The following is a 22,143-nucleotide window of genomic DNA, read 5'->3' as shown; positions in this document are numbered from 1 at the left end:
GGCCGCCGCGCATGGATGAACAGTGACGCTATCACCTTCGGATATGACAGCAGGGGCTGCGCGCCAGCCCCTAACTTTCCCGCCCTTTCTGCGGTCGCCCCCGTTTCCCGGTATCGCGCCTTCGGTCGCTGCGATTAGTGAGGCTGCCATCGAGTGTGATGGCGAGGTTCCCGATGACCTGCTCGACCTGATCCGAGATGCGCGCGTCGGTGGGGCATTCTGGGCCGGAGCCGACGACCCTTGGACACAGGTGGCGCAAGTGCAAAGCATAAAGGCGAGCGCCGACGATGACGTGGCGCTGGTCGCCGGACTGTTGGATGTGCCGGTGATTGGGCCGGATGGTGTGCGGATCGATCCTGCTCTGCTCCGCTCGACTCTGAAACGGCGCATTGCCGCTGCCCGCTACTGTGACTGTTTCAGTGGCGAGTCCGTCGATGCGGCGCAGGCGGTAGCGCAGCTGGCGGACTGGCGGCGGCATCTGGACGGCAATAGGGGGATCGCAGCCGCCTGTGGTATGGCCTTCTGGAAGCAGGAGGCCATGCGCCACTTTCTTTGGGATGGGCAGCGTTCACCGCCGTTCCTGTCTGCAGCGCAGGGGGTGCGTCGTGCCCGTTATGGGCGCGGTGCGCTGGCCATCTGGCCTTCGCGGGTGCCATCGACGCTGGTGGCGGACGCGCAGGCGCAGGGCGTGCAACTCGTGCGGGTGGAGGATGGCTTCCTGCGCTCACGCGGGCTGGGTGCGGCGCTGCATCCGCCGGGATCGATCGTCGTGGACCGCAGCGGCATCTATTATAATGCGCTGGCTGCCAACGATCTGGAAACCTTGCTGGCGACGCAGGATTTCTCCCCCGCTCTTGTGGAACGTGCCGCCCGCCTGCGCGCGCGTATTTGCGCCGGTGGGGTCACCAAATATGGGCAGGATACGGGGCGGTTGCCTGATTTACCCACCGGACGTCGCACGGTGCTGGCGATCGGGCAGGTCGATGATGATTTGTCGGTGCAACTTGGCGGGGCAGGGGTCGTCGGCAATCTCGATTTTCTTGGCCAGGTCCGACGCGCCGAGCCTGATGCCTGGATCATCTATCGTCCCCATCCCGATGTGGAGGCGGGGCATCGCAAAGGGCATCTGGCCGATGCGACCGTGCTGACATATGCCGATGCGATTGACCGCGGTTCGCCGCTCATGGCTCTGGTGCAGGCGGTCGATGAACTGCATGTCCTGTCTTCGCTGACCGGGTTCGAGGCTCTGATGCGGGGATGTCGCGTGACGGTGCATGGCATGCCTTTCTATGCAGGCTGGGGCCTGACGCGCGATCTTGCCCCACCGGTTGCGCGGCGCGGGCGGCAATTGTTGCTGGACGAACTTGTCGCCGCCGCCCTCATTCTCTATCCACGGTATCTGGACCCGGTAACCCGGTTGCCCTGCGGCCCTGAAGTGATGACGGATCGCTTGGCAAATGGGGCTGTGCCACCGACGACATGGCTGATCCGGTTGCGGTCCATGCAGGGAAAGTTACGACGGTTTATGACTTTGACGGCTGATTATCTTCATGGCTGACGTGCCAACCAAGACCTTTCTTTTTCTGCAAGGGCCGCACGGCCCTTATTTCGCAATGCTGGCGGATGCCCTTCGGACGCGTGGGCATATTGCCCTGCGGATCAATATCAATGGCGGCGACAAGATCGACTGGCCTGGGGACGCCACGGACTATCGCGGCACGTTCCGCAACTGGCCGTTATTCTTCGATGATTTCGTCGTCAATCATGGCGTCACCGACCTGATCCTCTATGGTGATTGCCGTCCCTATCATGCGTCCGCGCATGGCATGGCGCGGCTGCGGGGCTTGCGTGTCCATGTCATGGAGGAGGGCTATATTCGTCCCGATTTCCTGACTTTGCAGGATGATGGAGTGAACGGCAACTCTACCCTGCCGCTCGATCCGCAATGGTATCTTGATCAGGCCGAACAACTGTCACCATATGATGGCGACTTGCCGCCGGTGCCATCGACTTTTCGAGCGCGCGCGCGCAACACCATGCGGAACGGCATGGCATCGGCCTGGATGCGGCCCTATTTTCCCTATTATCAGACCCATCGTCCGCACAGTTTCCTGCTCGAATCCGTTGCCTGGTGCTACAAGCTACTGACGCGGCAGAGCGAAATTCAGCGTTCGGCGGTCGTTTGGGAAGCGGTCAAAGACAAGCCCTATTTCACGCTGCCGCTCCAGCTCAATTCCGACTATCAGATCCGGGTTCATTCGCCCTTTGGTAACATGCGCGCCGCGTTGCGTTTCGTGATAAAGAGCTTCGCACAGCATGCGCCTCAGGGGGTGTTCCTGCTGGTCAAACGTCATCCGCTGGATGCTGGTCTTGTCGCCTGGCGCAGGCTGACGAACCGGATTGCTAAACATTATGGTGTGGCCGATCGCGTATCCTACCTACCTGACTGGGACATTGCCGAGGTAGTGAGCAAATCTCTGGGCGTGGTGACCGTCAACAGCACTGTGGGCACGCTGGCCCTGAACAGCGGCAAGCCAGTCGTGGTGCTGGGACATGCAGTCTACAAAGTGCCAGGCGTCGTACACCAGGGCAATTTGGATGATTTTTGGGCGGCACCTCGTCAGCCGGACCTGAAACTCTATTCAGCGTTTCGTCGCGTTTTGGTGGATCGGTGTCTCATCCGTGGCGGTTTGCTGAGCGAAGAAGGGCTTGAACTGCTTGTAGCCAATGCGGTTGAGCGCCTTGAGAAGGACCCGTCGGAAGTCTTGGCTCTTCCACGCCAAGGCCGCCGACGCCAGCGCCAAATAGCTATTGTACGGGGCGATGCAGCTTGATGGACGATGCGTCCTCGCCGAACTTCTATTGGATGAATGGAAGTAGTTTGCGGTATTAGGTAGCAAACGCACCAAGAGCTTCCGGTCACGGATCATTAGCTCATTCCAGCTAAGTGGTCCCAAAGGAGGGCGACATGGCCGGAATTGAAGCGATACGCATTTGTCCTGAGTGCAAATATCACGAAACCGCCAGCAGCAGCGGTTCAGGCAAGCTGCTATGGACTGGAAGCCTCGTGGATGGGGTCAGGACACTCGCTACCTGACTGTCGAAGGACTTCCTGTGCGATCTGTCGCGTGGTCATAGGCACATCCGCTTTACGGAGAACCTCCATCCCGCGACGACCGCAAGAACCGAACGGAACGGGAAGCATATGCGTCCATGGTTTGACGGGCGGTGTTTGCTCTGGTTCCCAATCATCCGATGCGTCTTTGAGCAGCATCGCCGCGCTTTCGATCAATGCCTCCAACTTCGGAATGCGTGCTTCCAGTGTAAGCGCTGTCCTGCGCCCACCTTGCGCGGTTGACGCGTAGCGCCGAGTCTTCGCGCCCTGATCGGGCGGGAGTGCGCTGCTACTATGATAATCTCGGGTGATGATCCTGTGAGCAAGGGCGCGCAGCGCTTCGAGGTGTTCACGGGGGCTGGCAAGCGGCGCGAGTGGCCGCCCGAGGTGAAGGCGTCGATTGTCGCCGAGTGCTATTCCGGGCGAGAAGGCGTCCGTGCCGTTGCTCGTCGGCATGGGCTCGACCCTTCGCAGGTGTACGCATGGCGGAGGGACCTTCGGAAGCAACTTGAGGTGGCGGGCGTAGTCCTGCCGGCGACGGAGCCGGAAGTGCCATCGTTTGTGCCTGCCATAGTCGAGGTGAACGGCACGGTGCATTCTGCACCCAAGCGTCGCCCGCGCCGTCGGCGCCGGTCTACCGGTGCCGCTGTGGAGTTGGAGATTGACGGGGTGGCAGTGAAGATCGGCCACGGAGCCGACGCCAGCGTCATTGCCGCAGTTATCGAAGCGCTCAAGGCAACGCGATGATTGGACCTGGTGCTGGCGCGCGCGTGATGGTCGCGACGCGTCCGGTGGATTTCCGCAAGGGACCTGACGCCTTGGCCGCACTGGTCGGCGCCGAGTATGGCGGTGATCCCTATTCGGGCGTGATCTACGTGTTCCGGGCCAAGCGTGCCGACCGGATCAAGCTGGTATGGTGGGACGGCACCGGCTTGTGCCTGATGGCCAAGAAGCTGGAGTCAGGAGGCTTCAGATGGCCAGCCATCCAGGACGGTGTAATGCGGCTGACGTCGGCGCAACTTGGCGCGCTGCTGGAAGGTCTGGACTGGCGGCGGGTGCATGGTGGACGTCGTCCTATTGCCCCGCAGATTGCCGGTTGACGGGGCCTTCTTGTCCTGATTCATTGCTTCCATGCTCATGGAAGCGGACCTCCCGGATGACGTTGAAGCGCTACGCGCGCTCGTCCTCGAACAGGCCCGCGAGCTCGATATTCTCAAGGTTTTCCGGGCCGAGGTCGAACGTCTGAAGGCGATCATTGACGCTCTTCAGCGTCACCGCTTCGGCCGCCGCTCCGAACAGCTCGATCCCGATCAGTTCGAGCTTGCCCTGGAGGAAGTCGAGACGGCGCTGGCCGAGGCCGAGCATGCTCGCGACAAGGCAAGCCGGACTCCGACCGAACGACCGCGCAAGACCAACCGCGGTTCACTGCCGGCCCATCTCGAGCGGATAGAACAGGTCGTCGATGTCGAGCACAAGGCCTGCCCCTGCTGTGGCGGGGCGCTTCACCAGATCGGCGAGGATGTTGCCGAGCGCCTCGACGTCGTGCCCACCACTTTCCGTGTGCTCGTCACCCGTCGTCCGCGCTATGGTTGCCGTTCGTGCGAGAGCACGGTTGTGCAGGCCCCGGCGCCAGCGCGGATCGTCGAGGGCGGTATTCCCACCGAAGCGCTGATCGCCCAGGTGCTGGTCGCCAAGTATGCCGATCACCTTCCACTCTACCGCCAGGCCCAGATCTACGCCCGGCAAGGCATCCAGCTTGATCGATCCACTCTCGCGGACTGGGTTGGCCGGGCAGCTTGGTATCTGCGGCCCTTGCGCGACCACATCCTGGAGCGATTGCGACGATCGCAGCGGCTGTTCGCCGACGAGACGACCGCGCCGGTGCTCGATCCGGGGCGCGGGCGGATCAAGACCGGGCAGCTATGGGCCTATGCCCGCGATGACCGACCTTGGGGCGGCGGTGATCCGCCGATGGTCGCTTACGTTTATGCCGCCGACCGGAAGGGCGAACGAGCCGAAGCGCATCTTGGCGATTTTGAAGGCATCCTGCAGGTCGATGGCTATGGCGGCTATACCGCGCTCGCCAGGCGCCGCCAGCAGATCAGCCTCGCGTTTTGCTGGGCACACGTCCGCCGCAAGTTCTACGAACTCGCCGACACGTCGCCGGTGGCCACCGAAGTGCTGCGCCACATTGCCCAGCTCTACGCCATCGAGGCCGACATCCGCGGCACATCCGCCGAGCAGCGACGCCAAGCCCGCACCGAGCGCAGCCGCGTCCTCGTCGCCGATCTGCACCAATACCTCGAGGCAAGAAACCGCCAGGTCAGCGCCAAGAGCAAGCTCGGCGAGGCGATCCGCTACGCGCTCACCCGCTGGGAAGGCCTCTCACGCTTCCTCGACGACGGCCGCGTCGATCTCGACTCCAACCCCGTCGAACGCAGCATCAGGCCCCTGGCCCTCAATCGCAAAAATGCTTTGTTCGCCGGCTCCGACGAAGGCGGCGACAATTGGGCGGTCATCGCCACGCTCATCGAGAACTGCAAGATCTCGGGTATCAACCCGCATACTTGGCTCGCCGAGACGCTCACCAAACTCGCCAACGGTCATCCGGCGAACGACGTCGGCGCACTGATGCCTTGGACCGCCGTGGGCTGAGAACAGCGCTTACCTTCCAGTTCGGGGAGCCTGCTTTGCTCTCGCTGGATGCGCTCAATATTGGCGCGCACCTCCGCAAGCTCGCCGGTCAGCGCCGAAAATTTCTTTCTGAGGGAGTGCTGTAGATTGGTCATGCCCATGCCGAAGAGATACCGGATGGGCCTCGGCGAGGTCGATAGGGCGCTTGGTGCGTTTGCTACCTAATACCGGTAGTTTGGATGCCCGACGAGGATTCGAACCTCGATTAACGGAGTCAGAGTCCGTTGTCTTACCTTTAGACGATCGGGCATCAATCTGTAGCGCGTTGCGCTTGGGAGGCCGCAGATAGGCGGCGATGCTCATTCGGTCAAGAGCTTCTCGATGATCTGGAATGACTTTTTGGTCGATCACATAGTCCATCGGAATCGAAAGATCAGCTCAATCCCGTGATATTAACAATCGGCGACGCTTGCTCTTACGCTTTAATAATTCTCCGCCAATCACCGTAATGCTCGCGCGTCGCTCCTTAAATTCCGGGGATTCAAGGATTGAACGAAGCATGTCGATTTTTGTCACGCCACTGCTTAACAGCGCGAGATGGTGCGAAAGACCAGCGGGATCAGCGCGACGACCAAGTGCGTGTTGATAAAATTTCTCAATGAACGCCTCATCATCTAGCGCAAGGATCGAAGCAACATCGACAGTCGCATCGGATTCGCGCCAAATTTTTTGCGTTGCACCGCTATCCACGTCATCTCTTGCAGAAGGTGAAGCGAGGGAAGAAGATTGCGATGCCGCATTTCCGACCGAATGACGAAAACGCAACGTGTCCCCGTCCTCAATGCGGTCCATCAGTCGATCATATAGGTCAGGACTAGACGTCAGGCTGGTGGCAAATTCGAATAGTCCGCGTGACCACTCATTCCAGTCGCTTGGTTCACGTTCGACCACGGTGGAATGGCCAAAAGCCACAGCAGCCCGCACCAACTCAGGTAGTTCGCTGTCGCTTTCATAGAGATACACGCCTTCAACCGTTAAAAAGGTGGCCAGTATCTCGCGTGTTGCTGGAATATCCCTGGCAACCACAGGCTTACCTAGTGCGAGGGCGTGCATAAGTGAAAGGCCAAACCCCTCATAATATGACGGCAAAATGATAACGCTACTGCCTGCCAGAATATCGTTCATTTCCTTTTCAGGAACGACGCCAGCTTGAAGTTCGCGCAGATTTCGGAGAGACGTTTCGCTTCCATTCCCCATGACTATAATGGAGAGGCTGGGGATAGCATTAGCAATCATTCTGCCAGTGCTGCCAGCAGCCTTATGTGCAAAATGGTTTCCCATAACAAGGACATGCTCCCGCCCTAATGTTACACCATCATAACGGGCGGCATAAGATTTTGGGCTGGTCGGCAAAAGGCGCGTAAATTTCTTAGCACGATCTTTTCGAATGAATCGATGACGGAACGTATCTTCTGCAAACTGGCTGATGAAGAACAGCCCACTTGCGTTACGCGCAACATAGGACCACATCGGCTCCACGTTGCTATCATAGCGCAAATTGCTGCAATCAAGCGCAATGACATCCAGCATTCCATATATATTAACGGGAGCGAGATGCTCCATAACATTTATATGATGTAAGTCGAAAGGCTGGCCAAAGAAGATAGCAACGGCGTAGGTTGGCGATATTTCAGTCCGGAATTTCACATTTTCAAGTTGGTCGATACCATGAAATTCGGCGACGGACTTATCGCAAATGGCGTAAACTTCAAATTCGTCAAACTGCCGCTTATCGCACCAATGGATGAAATTCACGATCAGTTCGTTCGTGCCATTGTGATGACGGCCCATGGTCAGCAGGTTAAGAGCAACCTTAAGCTTACCCTCCACAGTGGGTATTAGATTTTTTACCTGGGTCATGGCCCGATGTTCAGGAGAACGCTCAAATTCTCGAACCAACGGCAAAAACTCCGGGTGCCGTTCCATCATTTTTTGAAGATTATTTTGCTGCTGGCCTTTCAGGTCCATTTCGTGAAGCATGAAAGACGCCGATCCCGAATGATAGGCATAGGCGTGATTGGCGAGTGCTGCTCGATAACCTACTTTACCAGCACGCATCACGAGATCATTTTCTTCTTCATACCCAGTCCCAAAGGCTTCATCCAGATGCCCGAAGTTGGCCACGACTTGGGGGGAAATGAGCATATAGAAGCCTACGGCTGTGGGCGCTAAAGTATAGCGAGGCAAATATCGGTAGACTGATTGCCAACTTATGTGACAAATCTCCGGCGTCGTCGCGATGCCGGATAGATTATTTGGCGCTTGGGGAAATGTTGCGATGGCGGCGTTGTTAGATCGCGGGCATACAAAGCCAATTTGGGGATCCGATAACATTACCGCAACGCATTCTATCAATGTGTTTTTGTAGGTGATCGTGTCGCTGTTAATCAGAAGCGCGCCTGCGCCATTTTTTCGGCTGATCGCCAACCCTTTGTTAACGCTTTGAACGAAGCCTATATTGGCGGAATTACGAATATAGAGGTCAATCAAGCCCGACTTGTGACATTCTGCGAGATACTCTTCAACCGCCTCATCATCAGGCGAATCGTTAATGACGATGACCTTAGGATTATATGCCCGAATTTCATCCAGATTTGCGCTTATCGATTCGAGGCAAGTCTTAACCAACTCGACATTGCGATAAACGGGTATGATGAGATTGAGTTTCATCAAAGGTCCTTGATAACTGGCTCATTCCGCCTTGACTAAGGCGGTTCGAAGGAGGTCAGGTTCTATTAGCCACCCAACTCAGCGCGGTTCATCAATGGACGCCACCAGTCCTGGTTATCCAGGAACCAGTTGAGTGTGTCAGCAAAACCCTGCGGGAAATCACGCGATGGAGCGTAGCCCAATTCGCTGCGAATTTTGGTTTCGTCGATGGCATAGCGACGGTCATGGCCCTTGCGGTCCTGCACATAGGTCATCAGGTCGATCGAAGGGCGGCCCTGCGCGGCGGGCGCATCGGGGAACATCGTCGCGAGGGCGGGATTGCGCTCGAAAGCGGCATCCACACCGCGGCAGATTTCGCGAATCACTTCGATGTTAGGCAATTCCTGCCCGCCGCCGACATTATAGGTTTCGCCGATCCGGCCCTTGCGCAGAATGAGTTCGATGCCGATGCAATGATCTTCGACGTGCAGCCAGTCGCGGATATTCATGCCATCGCCATAGATAGGCAGATTTTTGCCCGACAGCGCATTGATGGTGAACAGCGGGATCAGCTTTTCGGGAAACTGGTAGGGACCATAATTGTTCGAACAATTGCTGGTCGTCGTTTCCAGCCCATAGGTGTGATGATAGGCCCGAACCAGATGGTCCGATCCCGCCTTCGACGCCGAATAGGGCGAGTTGGGGGCATAGGGGGTGGTTTCGCTGAACGCCGGATCATCCAGTTCCAACGTGCCATAGACTTCGTCGGTCGAGACATGGTGGAAGCGATGGGGGCGGCCGGTGCCCTTGTCGAGCCAGGCGGTCTTGGCCGCCTTGAGCAGACTGTGCGTGCCGATGACATTGGTCGTCACAAAGGCGTCAGGGCCAGTGATGGATCGGTCGACATGGCTTTCCGCCGCGAAATGAACGATCGTGTCGATATCATGATCGGCCATCAGTTGGGAAACGAGGTCGGTATCGCAAATGTCGCCGACGACCAATTCGACGTCGGGCACATCGGTAATGTTGGCAGGATTGCCTGCATAGGTCAGCGCATCGAGGACGACGATACCGTCATCGGGAGACGCTTTGCGCCAATGACGGACGAAATTCGCGCCGATGAAACCGGCTCCTCCAGTGATGATCAGATTGGCCATATGCCCGTATTTCGCTCCCTTGAAATCCCCACGTCGAAGAAATAGCGCGCCCTAGTCTGTTCAGATTGCGAGCGACTTATGATTCCCTTACCCGTCGCAAAGCAGTAGCCGCAAAATGTGCTGCACTGCAATCAGGAGGCCTGCTTTTTCGTCGCCTGACGAAATGCCTCTATGCTCGACATAAAATTTTGTTGCGGGGGTATTTTAGCGTCCGTCCGCGTTTGATCGGGTCGCCCGGCGAGGTCATAATGCTGGCTGCAATAAGCAAGCGAACCGCGATGACGAATGGTGGCCAAATGGGGAGACGTCGAAAAAAAATGGGGTGACCGCCCTTGCGGACAAAAATGGCCGACCAAACTTTGCCGCGTCAGGTCGGGGTTTTTGACTGGCGCGCCGCCATGCGCCAAATCCGCGTGCCATACCAATATATCGCCTTTTTTGGGGAGGAAGTATTGGACTCCATATTGGCTATCTTTGGCATGCTGCGTTAGATGCCGAGCCCAATCGTCATGAGGCTCCTTCCCATCCTCGGTGGCAACCCAATGTTTTCTGTCCCCACCAAAATTCCAGTCGGGCAGCCGATGGCTACCGGGAACATACATCAGTTCGCCTGAACCCGGTTGAATATCTTCCAACGCGATCCAGCAGGCGGCTAGTTCTAACGGTTGATCGACAACAACATAAGCCGTGTCTTGATGGAGTCCCTGTTGCGACCCTTGATCGAAACTCAAGCTCTGAAACAACAGGGGATCAGCGTCGAATATCAGCTGCAAAAATGCAATCAATGATGGAGAAGAAAAAAGATCGAGAGCTTCCGCAAACGGCACAAAAGAATCGACGACACGTACGCCCAATCTGTCCTCAGGTTGACTTAATGGCAAAGTATCATAGCCATCATGCCGCTGATAAAGAACGTCTTTATTTCCTTCGCGGAAAGACGTCTCTATTTTACGTCGAAATGCATCAACTTTTTCTGGTGTTGCGGCAGCGTGTAGAATGATAAAGCCGTTTCTAACAAAAAATTCGATCTGATTTATTTGCTCGGATGTCAAATGACGGGCCGTTATCTGCTGACGCCAGTCGTCGCGGTCCACCCACAAGCCACCAAATCGCGAGTGGAAAGCGGGATCATCATTCTTACTCACGGGGATCATCCTTTCAGAGCGATATAGGCTTCTAGAGGCAGCGTGATGTAGCGATATTTCCAATGGTCAGAACGAAGCATAGGATTAAGCAGGGTAACGCGATGCGGCGTAAAATTTATTTACCTCAATGCTCATTGGCACCCTCAGCCTGCGTCAAGTGATATGAGTCCAATGCCTAACACTCTGGTGTCCAGACTATCGCTAAATGCAGCAGGAGAAAATGTTTTGTCTTGCTGAGTTTGCAACAAAATATCGCCGTTGCAGATGCAGGAAGGAGGTAGCCGCAACTTGATCATCTGCAATCCTCCCGGCAGATCGAAACTGCCGAGAAAATAACCGTTCGCAAGGATATCGATATTCTGATGGCTCATGCCTGGTGGTACGAAGCATTGAAGGGCTAGGTGTACGGTTGCATATCCGCCGCCATAGCCGTCCATGGCGAACCGCAATTCCTGAATTGAATCTTGACCCCAAACGCCCCATTCCTCACGGGTGTACCAACCTCTGACCAAGATATCATCGACATCGACAGTTTGGTTATCGCGAAGCGTACCGAAAAATACCGGTATGTTGCGGGGGATGAGGGGAAAGCCTGCGCTGGACCAGCTTGATTGGCCTTGAGGCTTCGTCGCGTCGTCACGGCGGCGGGCGTGGGTTTCTGCAAATGACAATTCAGCGAGATGCTGCAATTGATCGATCCGACCGATAATCGCCGCCGTCATCTGCTCTAGAGTCGCCAAACGTTGCCGCATTTCCTCTATGACAAACAAAGTGCCTGCGGGTTCGACTGAATCGGCGGTTCGGCCATCGCCACTTGGCAGATCAATTTCTGGCTCTTGCATCGCCTTTCCAATGACTGGCAATTGGCACATTGTCGACCGCAAAAAGGGAGAAATGCGTCAGTCTATTGGTATTTCCAAGGTGAGGTCTGGCTGAGTGGACGTCTATGGGTCGTCGCTCGGCGGCGGAAGCTACGCATAGGATGGCGAGCAAGCGAAATCTTCGCAGATTTCCTCTGCCACGATCAGGCCTTGCCCTTGAGCGCGGCGGCGAGCGACATGGTGGCGCTGCCGCGTCGGGCAGGGGCTGCCTGGCTGGGGTCGGGTTTCCAGCCGGACAGATAGACGATCGCCATTTGCTCGGCCGTCCGGCCGTCCGCGTCCGCTGCCTGCGCGAAATGCGCGCCTGCTCTTGCCAGCGTTTCGCGGTTCAGTAGCGGTGGCTGCTCTGCCAGTCGGTTGCCCGCGCCCATGCCGCGCAAGTCACGCATCAGCCGCACTATGTCGCCATAGCGCACGACGAGCGTCTCGCCATCGGCGACCGGCATGGCAAAGCCCGCTCTGCTGAGCAAATCGCCGGCCGCGCGGACATCAATCTGGGGATGGATATGCTGGCCTGGCCGGTCGCCCTCACCCGCCAGCAATGCGGCCTTGAGCCTTGGCAGGCTGCCCGCACCCGTGAAGGCGGCGAGCATCAATCCGTCGGGTCGCAAGATGCGCCGGATCAGGATCAACGCACCGGGCAGGTCGTTGACGCTGTCCAGCGTGCCGCAGGCGATGATGAGGTCGAAACTGTCATCGGCAAAGGGCAGGGCATCTTCGTCGCCCTGCACGCCGTTTGCCCCGCGCGCGGCGAGGAAGCCGGGATCCACGCAGGCGACGCGCTTGCCCATCGCTTCCAACGCGGCCTTCGCGCTGTCGTCAGGGCAGCCGATCATCAGTGCTTCGGGCAGGTCGCGCTGCACGTCGGCCAGTCGGTCGAGCAATTCCTCCAGCATGGCACGATAGAGAAAGTCGTGATCGGCAAAACGGGTGATCATGCGGTCGCGACCCTGGGCGCGGCGCGATCGGTCGAATATGTCGGGGGCGGTCATGGCGGGCCTTGTGCATCGGGCGGCAAGCGGGGACAAGCAGATGATGTCCGTCTTGCCGCTTCTCAAGGGCGCGATCCGTCCGCTGGTCGATTATGCGCTGCCACCGCGCTGTCCCGGTTGCGGCGCGATCGTGCAGGAGGATTTTGCTTTCTGCCTCGATTGTTGGGGCGGGATGGAGTTGCTGGGCGAACCCTGTTGCGCGCGCTGCGGCCTGCCCTTTCCGCACGATATGGGGGAGGGGGCGGAATGCGCGCGATGCCTCGTTGATCCGCCGCCCTTCGACAGCGCGCGGGCGGTGCTGGCCTATGGCGATGTCGCGCGCACCGTGGCGCTGCGGCTCAAATATGGGCGGCGGATCGGCCTGGCGCGGCTGATCGCGCGACAGATGCTGCGTCATGTGCCTGATCATGGCGACGATCCGCCGCTGATCGTGCCGGTGCCGCTGCATCGCTGGCGATTATGGGGGCGGGGGTTCAACCAGTCGGCGCTGATCGCCGATCATCTGGGCCGCCTGACCAGGTTGCGGGTCGAAAAACATCTGTTGCTGCGGACCCGTCGGACCCAGCCCTTGCGGGGCATGAACCCGGCGGCACGGGCGAAGACGGTGCGCGGTGCTTTTGCGCTGGCGGATGGGCATGGGGTGAAGGGGCGGCGTATCTTGTTGATCGACGATGTCCACACCAGCGGCGCGACGGCGGCGGCCTGTGCGCAGGTTCTGCACCGGGGCGGGGCGAGTCATGTGCGTCTATTGTGCTGGGCACGGGCCTTGCCGCGCGACGCTGCGGATTGACAAAGCGGTGTGCGCGCCCAATTTCGGACGCTAAGGAGTATGACAGGCATATGGCGAAGGTCGAAATCTATACCAAGGCATTTTGCGGCTATTGCGCGCGCGCCAAGGCGTTGTTCCGCGACAAGGGCGTGGCGTTCGAGGAATATGACATTAGCATGGGCGGCCCCAAGCGTGAGGAAATGCTGGCGCGCAGCAATGGCGGGGTGACCGTGCCGCAAATCTTCATCGACGGTACGCATATCGGCGGCAGCGACGACATGGCGGCGCTCAACCGACAGGGCAAGCTCGACGCCTTGCTCGGCCTCTGATGCACATGCGCGCCGCGCTGTTCCAAATGACCAGCGGGATCGACCCCGCCGCCAATGCCGCCGCGATCGTGGAAATGATCGCGCGCGCCAAGGGCGAGGGGGCAGACATGCTCTTCACGCCCGAAATGGCGGGCTATCTTGATCGGGACCGGGCACGCGCGGCGGCGACCTTGCGTTGCCAGGCGGACGATGGCGTGCTGGCGGCGGTGCGGGATGCGGCGGCGCGCGAAGGGTTGTGGGTGCATATCGGCTCGCTGCCGCTCAAGGACGAGCGCGCCGACGGTCGCTGGGCCAATCGCAGTTTCCTGATCGACGATACCGGCGCGATCCGCGCGACCTATGACAAGATCCATCTGTTCGATGTCGATCTGGCAACAGGCGAAAGCTGGTGCGAGTCGTCGGCCTATGGACCGGGGGAGCAAGTGGTTGCGGCCGATACGCCCTGGGGCCGGATGGGCTTTTCAATCTGCTACGACATGCGCTTCCCGGACCTGTATCGCGCGCTCACCAATGCAGGGGCAACGATCCTGTTGGCACCGGCCGCCTTCACCGTGCCGACGGGACAGGCGCATTGGCATGTGCTGCTGCGTGCCCGCGCGATCGAAGCGGGCTGCTTCCTGATCGCGACGGCGCAGGTCGGTAATCATGCGGATGGCCGGACGACCTATGGCCATAGCCTGGTGGTCGATCCGTGGGGCGATGTTCTGCTCGACATGGGCGAGACGGCTGGGCTCGCCCTTGTCGATCTCGACCTGTCGCGGATCGACGCCGTGCGCGGGCGCGTGCCCGCCATTGCCAACCGCCGCCCGATCCCGGCGCAGGTGACGCTGGCATGATCGTGTTCGACCTCAAATGCGAAGGGCAGGGCCATGTGTTCGAAGCCTGGTTCGGCTCCAGCAACGACTATGCCGACCAGCAGGCGCGCGGTCTGATTGCCTGTCCGCTTTGTGGTGACGCGCGCGTGATGAAAGCGGTGATGGCCCCGGCCGTTGCGGCCAAGGGCAATAGTCGCGCGGTGGTACCGCGCCCAGAAGCCACAACCCCGGTGGTCGCCAATGGCGGCGACGAGGCGAAGATGCGGGCGCTGGTCGATGCGCTGGCGCAGGCGCAGAGCAAGGCGCTGGAGGGATCGACCTGGGTCGGGCACGGCTTTGCCGAACAGGCCCGTGCCATGCATTATGGCGAGCAGGATCGCGCCAGCATACACGGCGAAGTCGCGCCGCAGGAGGCCAAGGCGCTGATCGCCGAAGGCGTCGAAGTCGCGCCCTTACCTTTCCCGGTCATCCCGCCCGAAGCGAAGAATTGACCGCGCCGTTCACGCATAATAGAGCGTGCCGGGCGTGCACCCGTAGCTCAGCAGGATAGAGCATTAGATTCCTAATCTAAGGGCCATGGGTTCGAATCCCGTCGGGTGCACCATCTTCCTACAGCCATTTGAGCTTGCGGAAGCGGGCATAGAGTAGGCTGCAGATGATCGTGATCACGCCCAACACGACGAAATAGCCGTAGCGCGTCCGCAGTTCGGGCATATTGTCGAAATTCATGCCATATATGCCCGCGATGGCGGTCGGCACGGCCAGAATCGCAGCCCAGGCGGCCAACTGGCGGGTGATAGCGCCGGTCCGCTGCTGTTCGAGCAGGTTGCTGAATTCGAACACGGACATCAATATTTCGCGCAGATCATCGACCATGGTCTGGACCCGGCGGACATGATCGCGCACGTCGCTGAAATAGGGCCTTGCCTCCGCGTCGATGCAGGGGAGGTCCAGTTTGACGAACTTGTTGGCGACTTCATGCATCGGCGTCAGGATACGCTGGAAACGCATCACCTGCCTGCGTAGATTGAATATCCGGGTGATGTCTTCCCGCCCCAGGAACTGATCGACGGTCTGTTGCTCCATCGCCAGCACTTCGTCCTCCACGCCCTCGATGACGGGCAGATAGCCATCGACGATGAAATCGAGGACGGCATGCAGCACATAGTCCACGCCTTGCGCCAGTCGATCCGGCACGGCTTCCAGTTCCTGCCGCAACATATGATGCGCGCGAGCTGATCCATGACGTACGCTGATGATATGGCTGTGGCCGACGAAGATCGCGGTCTCGCCATAACAGATGCTGCCTTCCTCGACATGGGCGGTGCGCGCAACCACGAACAATTGGTCGCCATAAATATCGACCTTGGGCAGCTGATTGGCCTTGATGGCATCTTCGATCGCCAGCGGGTGCAGGTCGTAGCTGCTCCGGAGGGTTTCCATTTCCGCGATCGTCGGTTCAGCCATGCCGATCCAGACGAATTCGGATTTGTCGTGCGCGCAGTCGATCCGCTCGTCGATCGTCACCGGCCTGACGCGGCGGCCATTGCGATAGAGATAGGCGGCGATGACGGTCATGAGTGATCCTGCATATGGAGTCGGACATGCCGATTAGCAGATGGCCTTTCCCGCGTCCTCCAAGCACGCCCATCTGTTCGTCGCTCGCCAGCCTCGCCCGGCGCAATTTTATCGGGAACCATCGCAAGCTGACTTCGCTCTGACACAGTCGAGCGCGAAAGGGATGTATCGATGCGGGCACCCAGGCCGGGATAAACCGGGTCACGCGCACAGTGGAGCTACATCCGTGTCTATCCTGACCATTGATTTCGAGGCGTCCTGCCTCCCGCGCCATGGTCGGTCCTTCCCGATCGAGGTCGGTATTGCGGTGGAAGGCTGGTCGTGCAGTTGGTTGATACGGCCGCATCAGGATTGGGAAGACTGGGGCTGGACGCAGGAGGCGCAGGCCTTGCACGGTCTTGATCGATCGATGCTCGTGCAAAAGGGCCTGGATGTCGATGCGGTATGGGCCTTGCTGAGCGATGCCGCAACCGGTCGGCGCGTGGTAGCGGACAGCCGCATCGATCAACAATGGCTGGACACGCTTGCTTCAGCTGCGGGTCGACCCGCGCCCTTCCTGATCGAGCATGTCTCCGCGATTGTTGCGGAACGGCATGCCGACGATGCGCAAGTCCGTGAGGCCGTGGCGATCGCCGACCGTCGATGCCCCACACGCCATCGCGCGGGCACCGACGCCTTGTGGCTCGCCACCATGCTGGCGCAACTCCCCGCCGCTGCACCACCGCAGATTGGGACGAAAATGCCGGAATTATCGTCGGTTTGACGCTGCTGTGTCGCCTGCGCAATAATTTGTAACGTTCGGCAAATTTCAGAGACATTCAGGCGATCTAAGCCGGGCCCCGTTACGGGCGCATTGGGGGCGTCCGTCTGTTGCAGGAGGTACGCGCATGATCGGCGGTCGAGGCAAGTGTGGATGGCACGATCTTTGGGCATGACCCCGCCGCTCATCCTGGTGACGGAAACGGAAGCCGCGCAGCAGCAAGCGGTCCGCACGCATCTGGAGGAAACCGGCTTTAGAGTTGTGCCAAGCGGTGGTGCTGCCCAGATTTTTCAGGCGCTGGCCACCATGCCCGTTGGCGTCATAGTGCTGGACGCCGCGCTTCGCGGCGCGGATGGCATGGACTTGTGCCGAGACGTGCGTGCGCGGAGCGAGGTGCCGGTGATCCTGGTGGGGGCCAATAGTTCGGAGGTCGATCGCGTCGTCGCATTGGAGCTTGGCGCGGACGACTATATCAACAAACCCTATTCTGCGCGTGAACTCGCTGCGCGCCTGCGTGCCGTCCTGCGGCGGGGGCGGGGCGAGCGCGCGATCGGCCTGCCGCGCCAATCCATGGCGTTCTTCGACGGATGGACCGTAGATTTTTCGCGCAGGACGCTGGCTGATCCGACGGGCGCGGCTGTTGGTCTGACCGCGGCCGAGTTCGCGTTGCTCGGCGTATTGCTCGATCATCCGCAAATCGTGCTTACGCGCGCGCGGCTGATGGAGTTGGCAGGCGTGCGCGACGCGCCATCGTCCGATCGCAGTATCGACGTGCTGGTCAGCCGTTTGCGTCGAAAGCTGCAATGGGGCAATGAACCTGCCCCAATTGTTACCGTAAGACGCGCAGGCTATATGTTCAGCGCGGCGGTGGAGCGACGCTGACCCACTAAAACGCCCGGAATTGCTGGTTTTTCGCAATGGCGATCACCCCGTAACGATTTTGCCATCCAGACATGTTTTTTAACAAAGCCGCTGCGACGCAGCAAAACCTGACCTCTATTGTCCGAGACTGAGCTGGTTCCCCCTGACCGGCATAGCAATAGAAGGATAGACCCCATGAACGAGCTTCTAGGCCGCGTCTTCAGCTTCGAAAAGCATGTGTTTCCTAATGAAAGCGCGCTTTACAATCGGCTGGCCAGCGATGGGCAAAGCCCCAAGGCGCTGATGATCTCCTGCGCCGACTCGCGGATCGTGCCCGAACATATCATGCAGGCACAGCCGGGCGATCTGTTCGTATGCCGCAATGCCGGGAACATCGTACCCCCGCATGCGACGCAGAATGGCGGCGTCACTTCCACCGTCGAATATGCGGTGATGGTATTGGGCGTGCGTGACATCATCGTATGTGGTCACAGCGACTGCGGCGCTATGAAGGCGATGTCGACCAATGCCGACCTCTCCAAAATGCCCAACGTCGCGGCTTGGTTGCGTCATGCCCATGCCGCGCAGCAGGTTTGCAGCGAGAGCTATCCCGACACGCTGACCGACGCAGAAAAGTTGCGTAACATGGCGCTGGAAAATGTCGTCGTACAGCTGGCCCATCTGCGCACCCATCCATCGGTCGCTTCGGGCATCGCGCGTGGCGATATCGCGCTCCATGGTTGGTATGTGGACATTCACGCCGGTCAGGTGCTGGGCCTGGATGGCGAGACTGGTCGTTTCATGCCGCTCCGCGAGGATCAGCCCATGCCGATTGCGCTGCCCCATGCCCGTCGACTGGCTGGCGATGGCGAATATGCCCTGGCGGCGGAGTAAATCATGCTGAAAGCCTTTTCCGGCGGCACCTTCGGCCGCGACTTCACGGCGTCGATCGTCGTCTTTCTGGTGGCGATGCCGCTCTGCATGGGCATTGCCATTGCCTCCGGCGTTCCGCCGGAAAAGGGTCTAATTACCGGCATCATCGGCGGCATTGTTGTCGGCCTGCTGGCGGGTTCTCCGCTGCAGGTCAGCGGGCCTGCCGCTGGTCTTGCGGTCATCGTCTTTGAAATCGTGCGCGAACAGGGTCTCTCCGCACTGGGACCGATCCTGATTCTGGCGGGGGCCATACAGGTGGTGGCGGGCTTGATGCGCGTTGGCGGTTGGTTCCGCGCGATTTCGCCGGCCGTCGTCCATGGCATGTTGGCTGGCATCGGCGTGTTGATCGTCGTTGGCCAGTTTCATGTGCTGTTCGACGATACGCCCCTGTCGAGCGGTCTAGCCAATTTGCTGGCCATGCCTGCGCAGTTGCTCGGTCTCTCCACTGGCGACACGGTAACGGCCTTCACCATCGGCCTGGTTACCATTGGCGGCATGCTCGGCTGGGAGAAGTTCCGCCCTGCGTCGCTGAAGCTCGTCCCCGGCGCACTGGTGGGCGTCTTGCTTGCGACCCTAGTGGCCTTCTTCCTCGCCCTTCCCGTCGCGCGGGTCGTGGTGCCCGAATCGATCGTGGCGGCTGTCAGCCTGCCGGACGCGGGGTTGTTCGCGACGATGATGGACCCTGCGGTCATCACGATTGCCATCGCCATTGCGTTCATTGCCAGCGCCGAAACATTGCTGTCGGCTGCCGCCGTCGACCGGATGCATGATGGCGTGCGTACCGATTATAACCGGGAACTGAGCGCCCAAGGCGTCGGCAACCTGCTGTGCGGCTTTGCCGGTGCATTGCCCATGACCGGCGTTATCGTTCGCAGCTCGGCCAACGTGCAGGCGGGCGCAAAGACCCGCATGTCGGCGGTGCTGCACGGCGTCTGGATTCTGGGCTTTGTCGCCTTGCTGCCTTGGTTGCTGCGCGAAATCCCGATGGCCGCCTTGGCGGGCATTCTCGTCGTCACCGGCGTGCGCCTCGTCAGCGTCGATCATGTTCGGCATCTGCTTCACCGCTATGGTCCGCTGCCCGCGATCGTCTGGGCGGCCACGCTGATCTGCGTGGTTACCATGGACCTGCTGACCGGTGTTCTGGTTGGCATCGGCCTTTCGATGCTGGAACTCATCCCTCATTTGAGCCGCCTGCGCCTCAAGCTGGAGGATGAAAGCCGGGGTGATGCGCATGAAGTGGCTCTGCGCGGCAGCGCGACCTTCCTGACGCTACCCAAATTGTCGGCAAAGCTCGATTCGTTGCCAAAGGGTGGTCTGGTCATCCTCAACGTCGAACGTCTGGGTCATATCGATCATACGACCGCAGAGATGGTCCGCGAATGGGTCGAGCGTCGGCGCGGCAGCGGGCTTCCGGTGGAATTATTTGGTGCGACCGGACGGATGCGCCAACTGGTCGCCTGATTTTTCAAAATATCGGGCGATACAGAGTGTCGCCGCGCCACTACCCCCGGCGCGGCGGCATTTTTTGACTTTGTATCAGCGTGGCAAGGCATTGAACTGTGCCCGTTATGCAACAGCGATACGCGCCATCTCGCAGATGCGAGAAAAACCTGTTTGACTGTGGGGCTATTTTGAATAGGCAAGGGTCATCCACCGGCACTGAAGGCGCAAGCAACAGACTTTCGGGCTGAGTGGAAGCAGGACGGAACATTCTTTCGTAAAGGGGAATGTTCATGAAGTATAAAATCGCCTGTGCCGCCCTCGCGCTGATGTCTAGCGTACCGGCTTTTGCTCAGGAAGAGCCCACCAGCCCCGTCACCGTGACCGGCAGCGTAGCGCTCGTTTCCGATTATCGTTTCCGTGGCGTGTCGCAGAGCGACAAGGGCATGGCCGTGCAAGGCGGCATCACCGCTACGCATGAAAGCGGGGCCTATGCTGGCACCTGGGCATCCAATCTCGGCGGCTGGGGTCGTTTTGGTGGTTCCAACATGGAACTCGACCTGTTCGCAGGTTATGCCATTCCACTGGGCGGCGCGACGCTCGACGTCGGTCTGACCTGGTATATGTACCCGTCGGGCGCTGATAAGACGGACTTCGCCGAACCCTATATCAAGCTGTCCAGCACGGTTGGTCCCGTAAAGGGCTTGGTCGGTGTCGCCTACGCGCCCAAGCAGGAAGCCCTGGGCAATGTTTGCAGTGATGCAGCATGCACCGTGTTCAACCCCGGCGACAAGGAAGACAATCTCTACATCTGGGCCGATGTCAGCGGTTCGGTGCCCAACACCCCGGTTACGCTGAAGGCGCATCTGGGTTGGTCGGACGGTAACCCCGGCCTCGGCCCGAACGGCACCTCGATCGCGCCGACTGGCAAATATCTCGACTGGTTGGTCGGTGCAGACGTCGCCATTCCTGGCACGCCGCTGACGCTGGGCGTCGCCTATGTCGATACGGACATTGCCCGTGTCGAAGAAAATTATCTGCGCCCGAACTTCATGGTTTCCGGCGACAGCAAGGATGTGGGCAAGTCGATTGCCCGCAGCCAGATCGTCTTCTCGATCTCGGCCGCATTCTAATAGCATAAAGAACGCCGGGGCCAGCAACTGGTCCCGGCGTTTTCGCATCTGCGTCGCATTGCTGCACGCATGACAAAGTGTTGCTAAGCCGCTGGCAAGCGTCCGGTGCGTCTGATCCGGTTGACCCCCGAAACGGTCGGCCCTATCCCATGGCCATGACATCACCCGCCTTGCAGCATTCATGACCGCTCCGTCGATCATCCTCGTCGAAGACGACCCGCCGCTTCGCACCCTGACCGCCCGCGCTTTGCAGGAGCATGGCTATGAGGTGCGTCCCGCTTCGTCCGGCCCGGAAATGTGGGTGGCGTTCGATGCTGGTCCCGTCGATCTCGTCGTGCTCGACGTCATGCTGCCCGGCACCAATGGCATCGACCTGTGCCGCCAGATCCGGCGCAAGAGCGATGTCCCCATCATCTTCATCAGCGCCAAGGGCAGCGAAACGGACAGGATCGTCGGCCTGGAATTGGGTGCGGATGATTATCTCCCCAAGCCATTCGGCACGCGCGAACTGATCGCCCGCATCAGGGCTATCCTGCGCCGGGTGGGACTTGAGCGTGGCCCGGACGAACATCGCGAGAATGAAGCCCGGTTCGATGGCTGGGTCGTCAATTTCCCGCGTCGCGAGCTGCGATCCCCAACCGGCGGGCTGGTCGATCTGACAGGCGCGGAATTCGATCTGCTTGGCAGTTTTCTGAGCCATCCACAGCGGGTCATCGCCCGCGAGCGCCTGATCGAATTGTCGCGGACCCGGATGGGCGACAGCAGCGACCGCAGCATCGACGTGCTGGTCAGTCGCCTGCGCCGCAAATTATCGACCGAGGACCGGGGCGCACCGATCACGACCGTGCGTGGTGTCGGCTATATGTTCAATGCAGAGGTCAGCCGCGCTTGA

21 protein-coding genes and 2 tRNA genes are annotated in these 22,143 nt (G+C 59.6%); 16 read left to right on the top strand and 7 right to left on the bottom strand.

Going from position 1 to position 22,143, the window contains the following annotated elements; all coding sequences use genetic code 11:
- The first annotated feature begins 43 nt into the window (after positions 1-43).
- From ACZ2HM_RS09020 to tnpC, 5 genes are all read left to right on the top strand, one after another.
- A complete protein-coding gene (locus tag ACZ2HM_RS09020) occupies positions 44-1,558 on the top strand; it encodes a capsular polysaccharide export protein, LipB/KpsS family (RefSeq protein WP_470425077.1) in 1,515 nt (504 codons plus the stop codon).
- Entirely contained in the window at positions 1,551-2,834 is a 1,284-nt protein-coding gene (locus ACZ2HM_RS09015) for a capsule biosynthesis protein (RefSeq protein WP_470425076.1), read from the top strand. The genes ACZ2HM_RS09020 and ACZ2HM_RS09015 overlap by 8 nt, the downstream gene beginning before the upstream one ends.
- A gap of 599 nt (positions 2,835-3,433) precedes the next feature.
- Positions 3,434-3,862 carry an IS66-like element accessory protein TnpA gene (gene tnpA / locus ACZ2HM_RS09010; protein WP_470425075.1) on the top strand — a complete coding sequence of 143 codons (429 nt, stop codon included), beginning with the start codon at positions 3,434-3,436 and terminating at the stop codon, positions 3,860-3,862.
- The gene (gene tnpB, locus ACZ2HM_RS09005; RefSeq protein ID WP_470425074.1) at positions 3,859-4,215 is read left to right on the top strand and encodes an IS66 family insertion sequence element accessory protein TnpB; all 357 of its coding nucleotides are present in this window, start codon (positions 3,859-3,861) and stop codon (positions 4,213-4,215) included. The genes tnpA and tnpB overlap by 4 nt, the downstream gene beginning before the upstream one ends.
- Before the next feature lie 31 nt (positions 4,216-4,246).
- Complete coding sequence (tnpC, locus tag ACZ2HM_RS09000; protein ID WP_470425073.1) at positions 4,247-5,770, top strand: IS66 family transposase; 1,524 nt, start codon at positions 4,247-4,249, stop codon at positions 5,768-5,770.
- A 215-nt stretch (positions 5,771-5,985) separates the two neighbouring features.
- Here the strand turns inward: tnpC and ACZ2HM_RS08995 are convergent.
- The 6 genes from ACZ2HM_RS08995 to ACZ2HM_RS08970 form a co-directional block, all read right to left on the bottom strand.
- Positions 5,986-6,059 (bottom strand) — tRNA-Gln (locus ACZ2HM_RS08995).
- Between the two features lie 128 nt (positions 6,060-6,187).
- Positions 6,188-8,479 (bottom strand): glycosyltransferase, encoded by a 2,292-nt coding sequence (locus ACZ2HM_RS08990; protein ID WP_076605436.1) that lies wholly within the window; start codon positions 8,477-8,479, stop codon positions 6,188-6,190.
- Between the two features lie 65 nt (positions 8,480-8,544).
- Positions 8,545-9,615 (bottom strand): dTDP-glucose 4,6-dehydratase, encoded by a 1,071-nt coding sequence (gene rfbB / locus ACZ2HM_RS08985; RefSeq protein WP_037472276.1) that lies wholly within the window; start codon positions 9,613-9,615, stop codon positions 8,545-8,547.
- Positions 9,616-9,746: 131 nt separating this feature from the next.
- The gene (locus ACZ2HM_RS08980; RefSeq protein WP_470425072.1) at positions 9,747-10,760 is read right to left on the bottom strand and encodes a phytanoyl-CoA dioxygenase family protein; all 1,014 of its coding nucleotides are present in this window, start codon (positions 10,758-10,760) and stop codon (positions 9,747-9,749) included.
- 143 nt (positions 10,761-10,903) lie between these two features.
- Positions 10,904-11,602, bottom strand: coding sequence for a hypothetical protein (locus ACZ2HM_RS08975; RefSeq protein ID WP_156106019.1), 699 nt, complete (start codon positions 11,600-11,602; stop codon positions 10,904-10,906).
- 182 nt (positions 11,603-11,784) lie between these two features.
- Entirely contained in the window at positions 11,785-12,633 is an 849-nt protein-coding gene (locus ACZ2HM_RS08970) for a class I SAM-dependent methyltransferase (RefSeq protein ID WP_037472138.1), read from the bottom strand.
- A gap of 40 nt (positions 12,634-12,673) precedes the next feature.
- On the opposite strand from ACZ2HM_RS08970, the gene ACZ2HM_RS08965 reads away from it, so the two are divergent.
- The 5 genes from ACZ2HM_RS08965 to ACZ2HM_RS08945 all read left to right on the top strand — a co-directional run bounded on the left by ACZ2HM_RS08965 (position 12,674) and on the right by ACZ2HM_RS08945 (position 15,150).
- Positions 12,674-13,423: a ComF family protein gene (locus tag ACZ2HM_RS08965; protein WP_037472491.1), complete on the top strand. Its 750-nt coding sequence runs from the start codon at positions 12,674-12,676 to the stop codon at positions 13,421-13,423.
- A 50-nt stretch (positions 13,424-13,473) separates the two neighbouring features.
- A complete protein-coding gene (grxC, locus tag ACZ2HM_RS08960) occupies positions 13,474-13,731 on the top strand; it encodes a glutaredoxin 3 (RefSeq protein ID WP_037472139.1) in 258 nt (85 codons plus the stop codon).
- 5 nt (positions 13,732-13,736) lie between these two features.
- Complete coding sequence (locus tag ACZ2HM_RS08955; RefSeq protein ID WP_470426825.1) at positions 13,737-14,567, top strand: carbon-nitrogen hydrolase family protein; 831 nt, start codon at positions 13,737-13,739, stop codon at positions 14,565-14,567.
- Positions 14,564-15,037, top strand: coding sequence for a DUF1178 family protein (locus ACZ2HM_RS08950; protein WP_037472140.1), 474 nt, complete (start codon positions 14,564-14,566; stop codon positions 15,035-15,037). The genes ACZ2HM_RS08955 and ACZ2HM_RS08950 overlap by 4 nt, the downstream gene beginning before the upstream one ends.
- A gap of 36 nt (positions 15,038-15,073) precedes the next feature.
- A tRNA-Arg gene (locus ACZ2HM_RS08945) sits at positions 15,074-15,150 on the top strand.
- A gap of 5 nt (positions 15,151-15,155) precedes the next feature.
- Here ACZ2HM_RS08945 and ACZ2HM_RS08940 read toward each other — a convergent pair.
- Positions 15,156-16,124: a magnesium and cobalt transport protein CorA gene (locus ACZ2HM_RS08940; RefSeq protein ID WP_470425071.1), complete on the bottom strand. Its 969-nt coding sequence runs from the start codon at positions 16,122-16,124 to the stop codon at positions 15,156-15,158.
- A gap of 226 nt (positions 16,125-16,350) precedes the next feature.
- Here ACZ2HM_RS08940 and ACZ2HM_RS08935 point away from each other — a divergent pair, with 226 nt between their 5' ends.
- The 6 genes from ACZ2HM_RS08935 (at position 16,351) to ACZ2HM_RS08910 (ending at position 22,143) form a co-directional block, all read left to right on the top strand.
- On the top strand, positions 16,351-16,887 hold the full coding sequence (locus tag ACZ2HM_RS08935; protein WP_470425070.1) for a hypothetical protein: 537 nt from the start codon (positions 16,351-16,353) through the stop codon (positions 16,885-16,887).
- Positions 16,888-17,055: 168 nt separating this feature from the next.
- Positions 17,056-17,766 (top strand): response regulator, encoded by a 711-nt coding sequence (locus ACZ2HM_RS08930; RefSeq protein WP_470426824.1) that lies wholly within the window; start codon positions 17,056-17,058, stop codon positions 17,764-17,766.
- Between the two features lie 174 nt (positions 17,767-17,940).
- Positions 17,941-18,639: a carbonic anhydrase gene (locus tag ACZ2HM_RS08925; protein WP_470425069.1), complete on the top strand. Its 699-nt coding sequence runs from the start codon at positions 17,941-17,943 to the stop codon at positions 18,637-18,639.
- Positions 18,640-18,642: 3 nt separating this feature from the next.
- Positions 18,643-20,139 (top strand): SulP family inorganic anion transporter, encoded by a 1,497-nt coding sequence (locus ACZ2HM_RS08920; protein ID WP_470425068.1) that lies wholly within the window; start codon positions 18,643-18,645, stop codon positions 20,137-20,139.
- 266 nt (positions 20,140-20,405) lie between these two features.
- Positions 20,406-21,251 carry a TorF family putative porin gene (locus tag ACZ2HM_RS08915; protein WP_470425067.1) on the top strand — a complete coding sequence of 282 codons (846 nt, stop codon included), beginning with the start codon at positions 20,406-20,408 and terminating at the stop codon, positions 21,249-21,251.
- Positions 21,252-21,432: 181 nt separating this feature from the next.
- Complete coding sequence (locus ACZ2HM_RS08910; protein WP_037477295.1) at positions 21,433-22,143, top strand: response regulator; 711 nt, start codon at positions 21,433-21,435, stop codon at positions 22,141-22,143.

This window comes from Sphingobium sp. KKT206 (assembly GCF_055640555.1).
The sequence above is the reverse complement of the archived record's forward strand: the minus strand, read 5'-3'. Positions and strand labels throughout refer to the sequence as shown.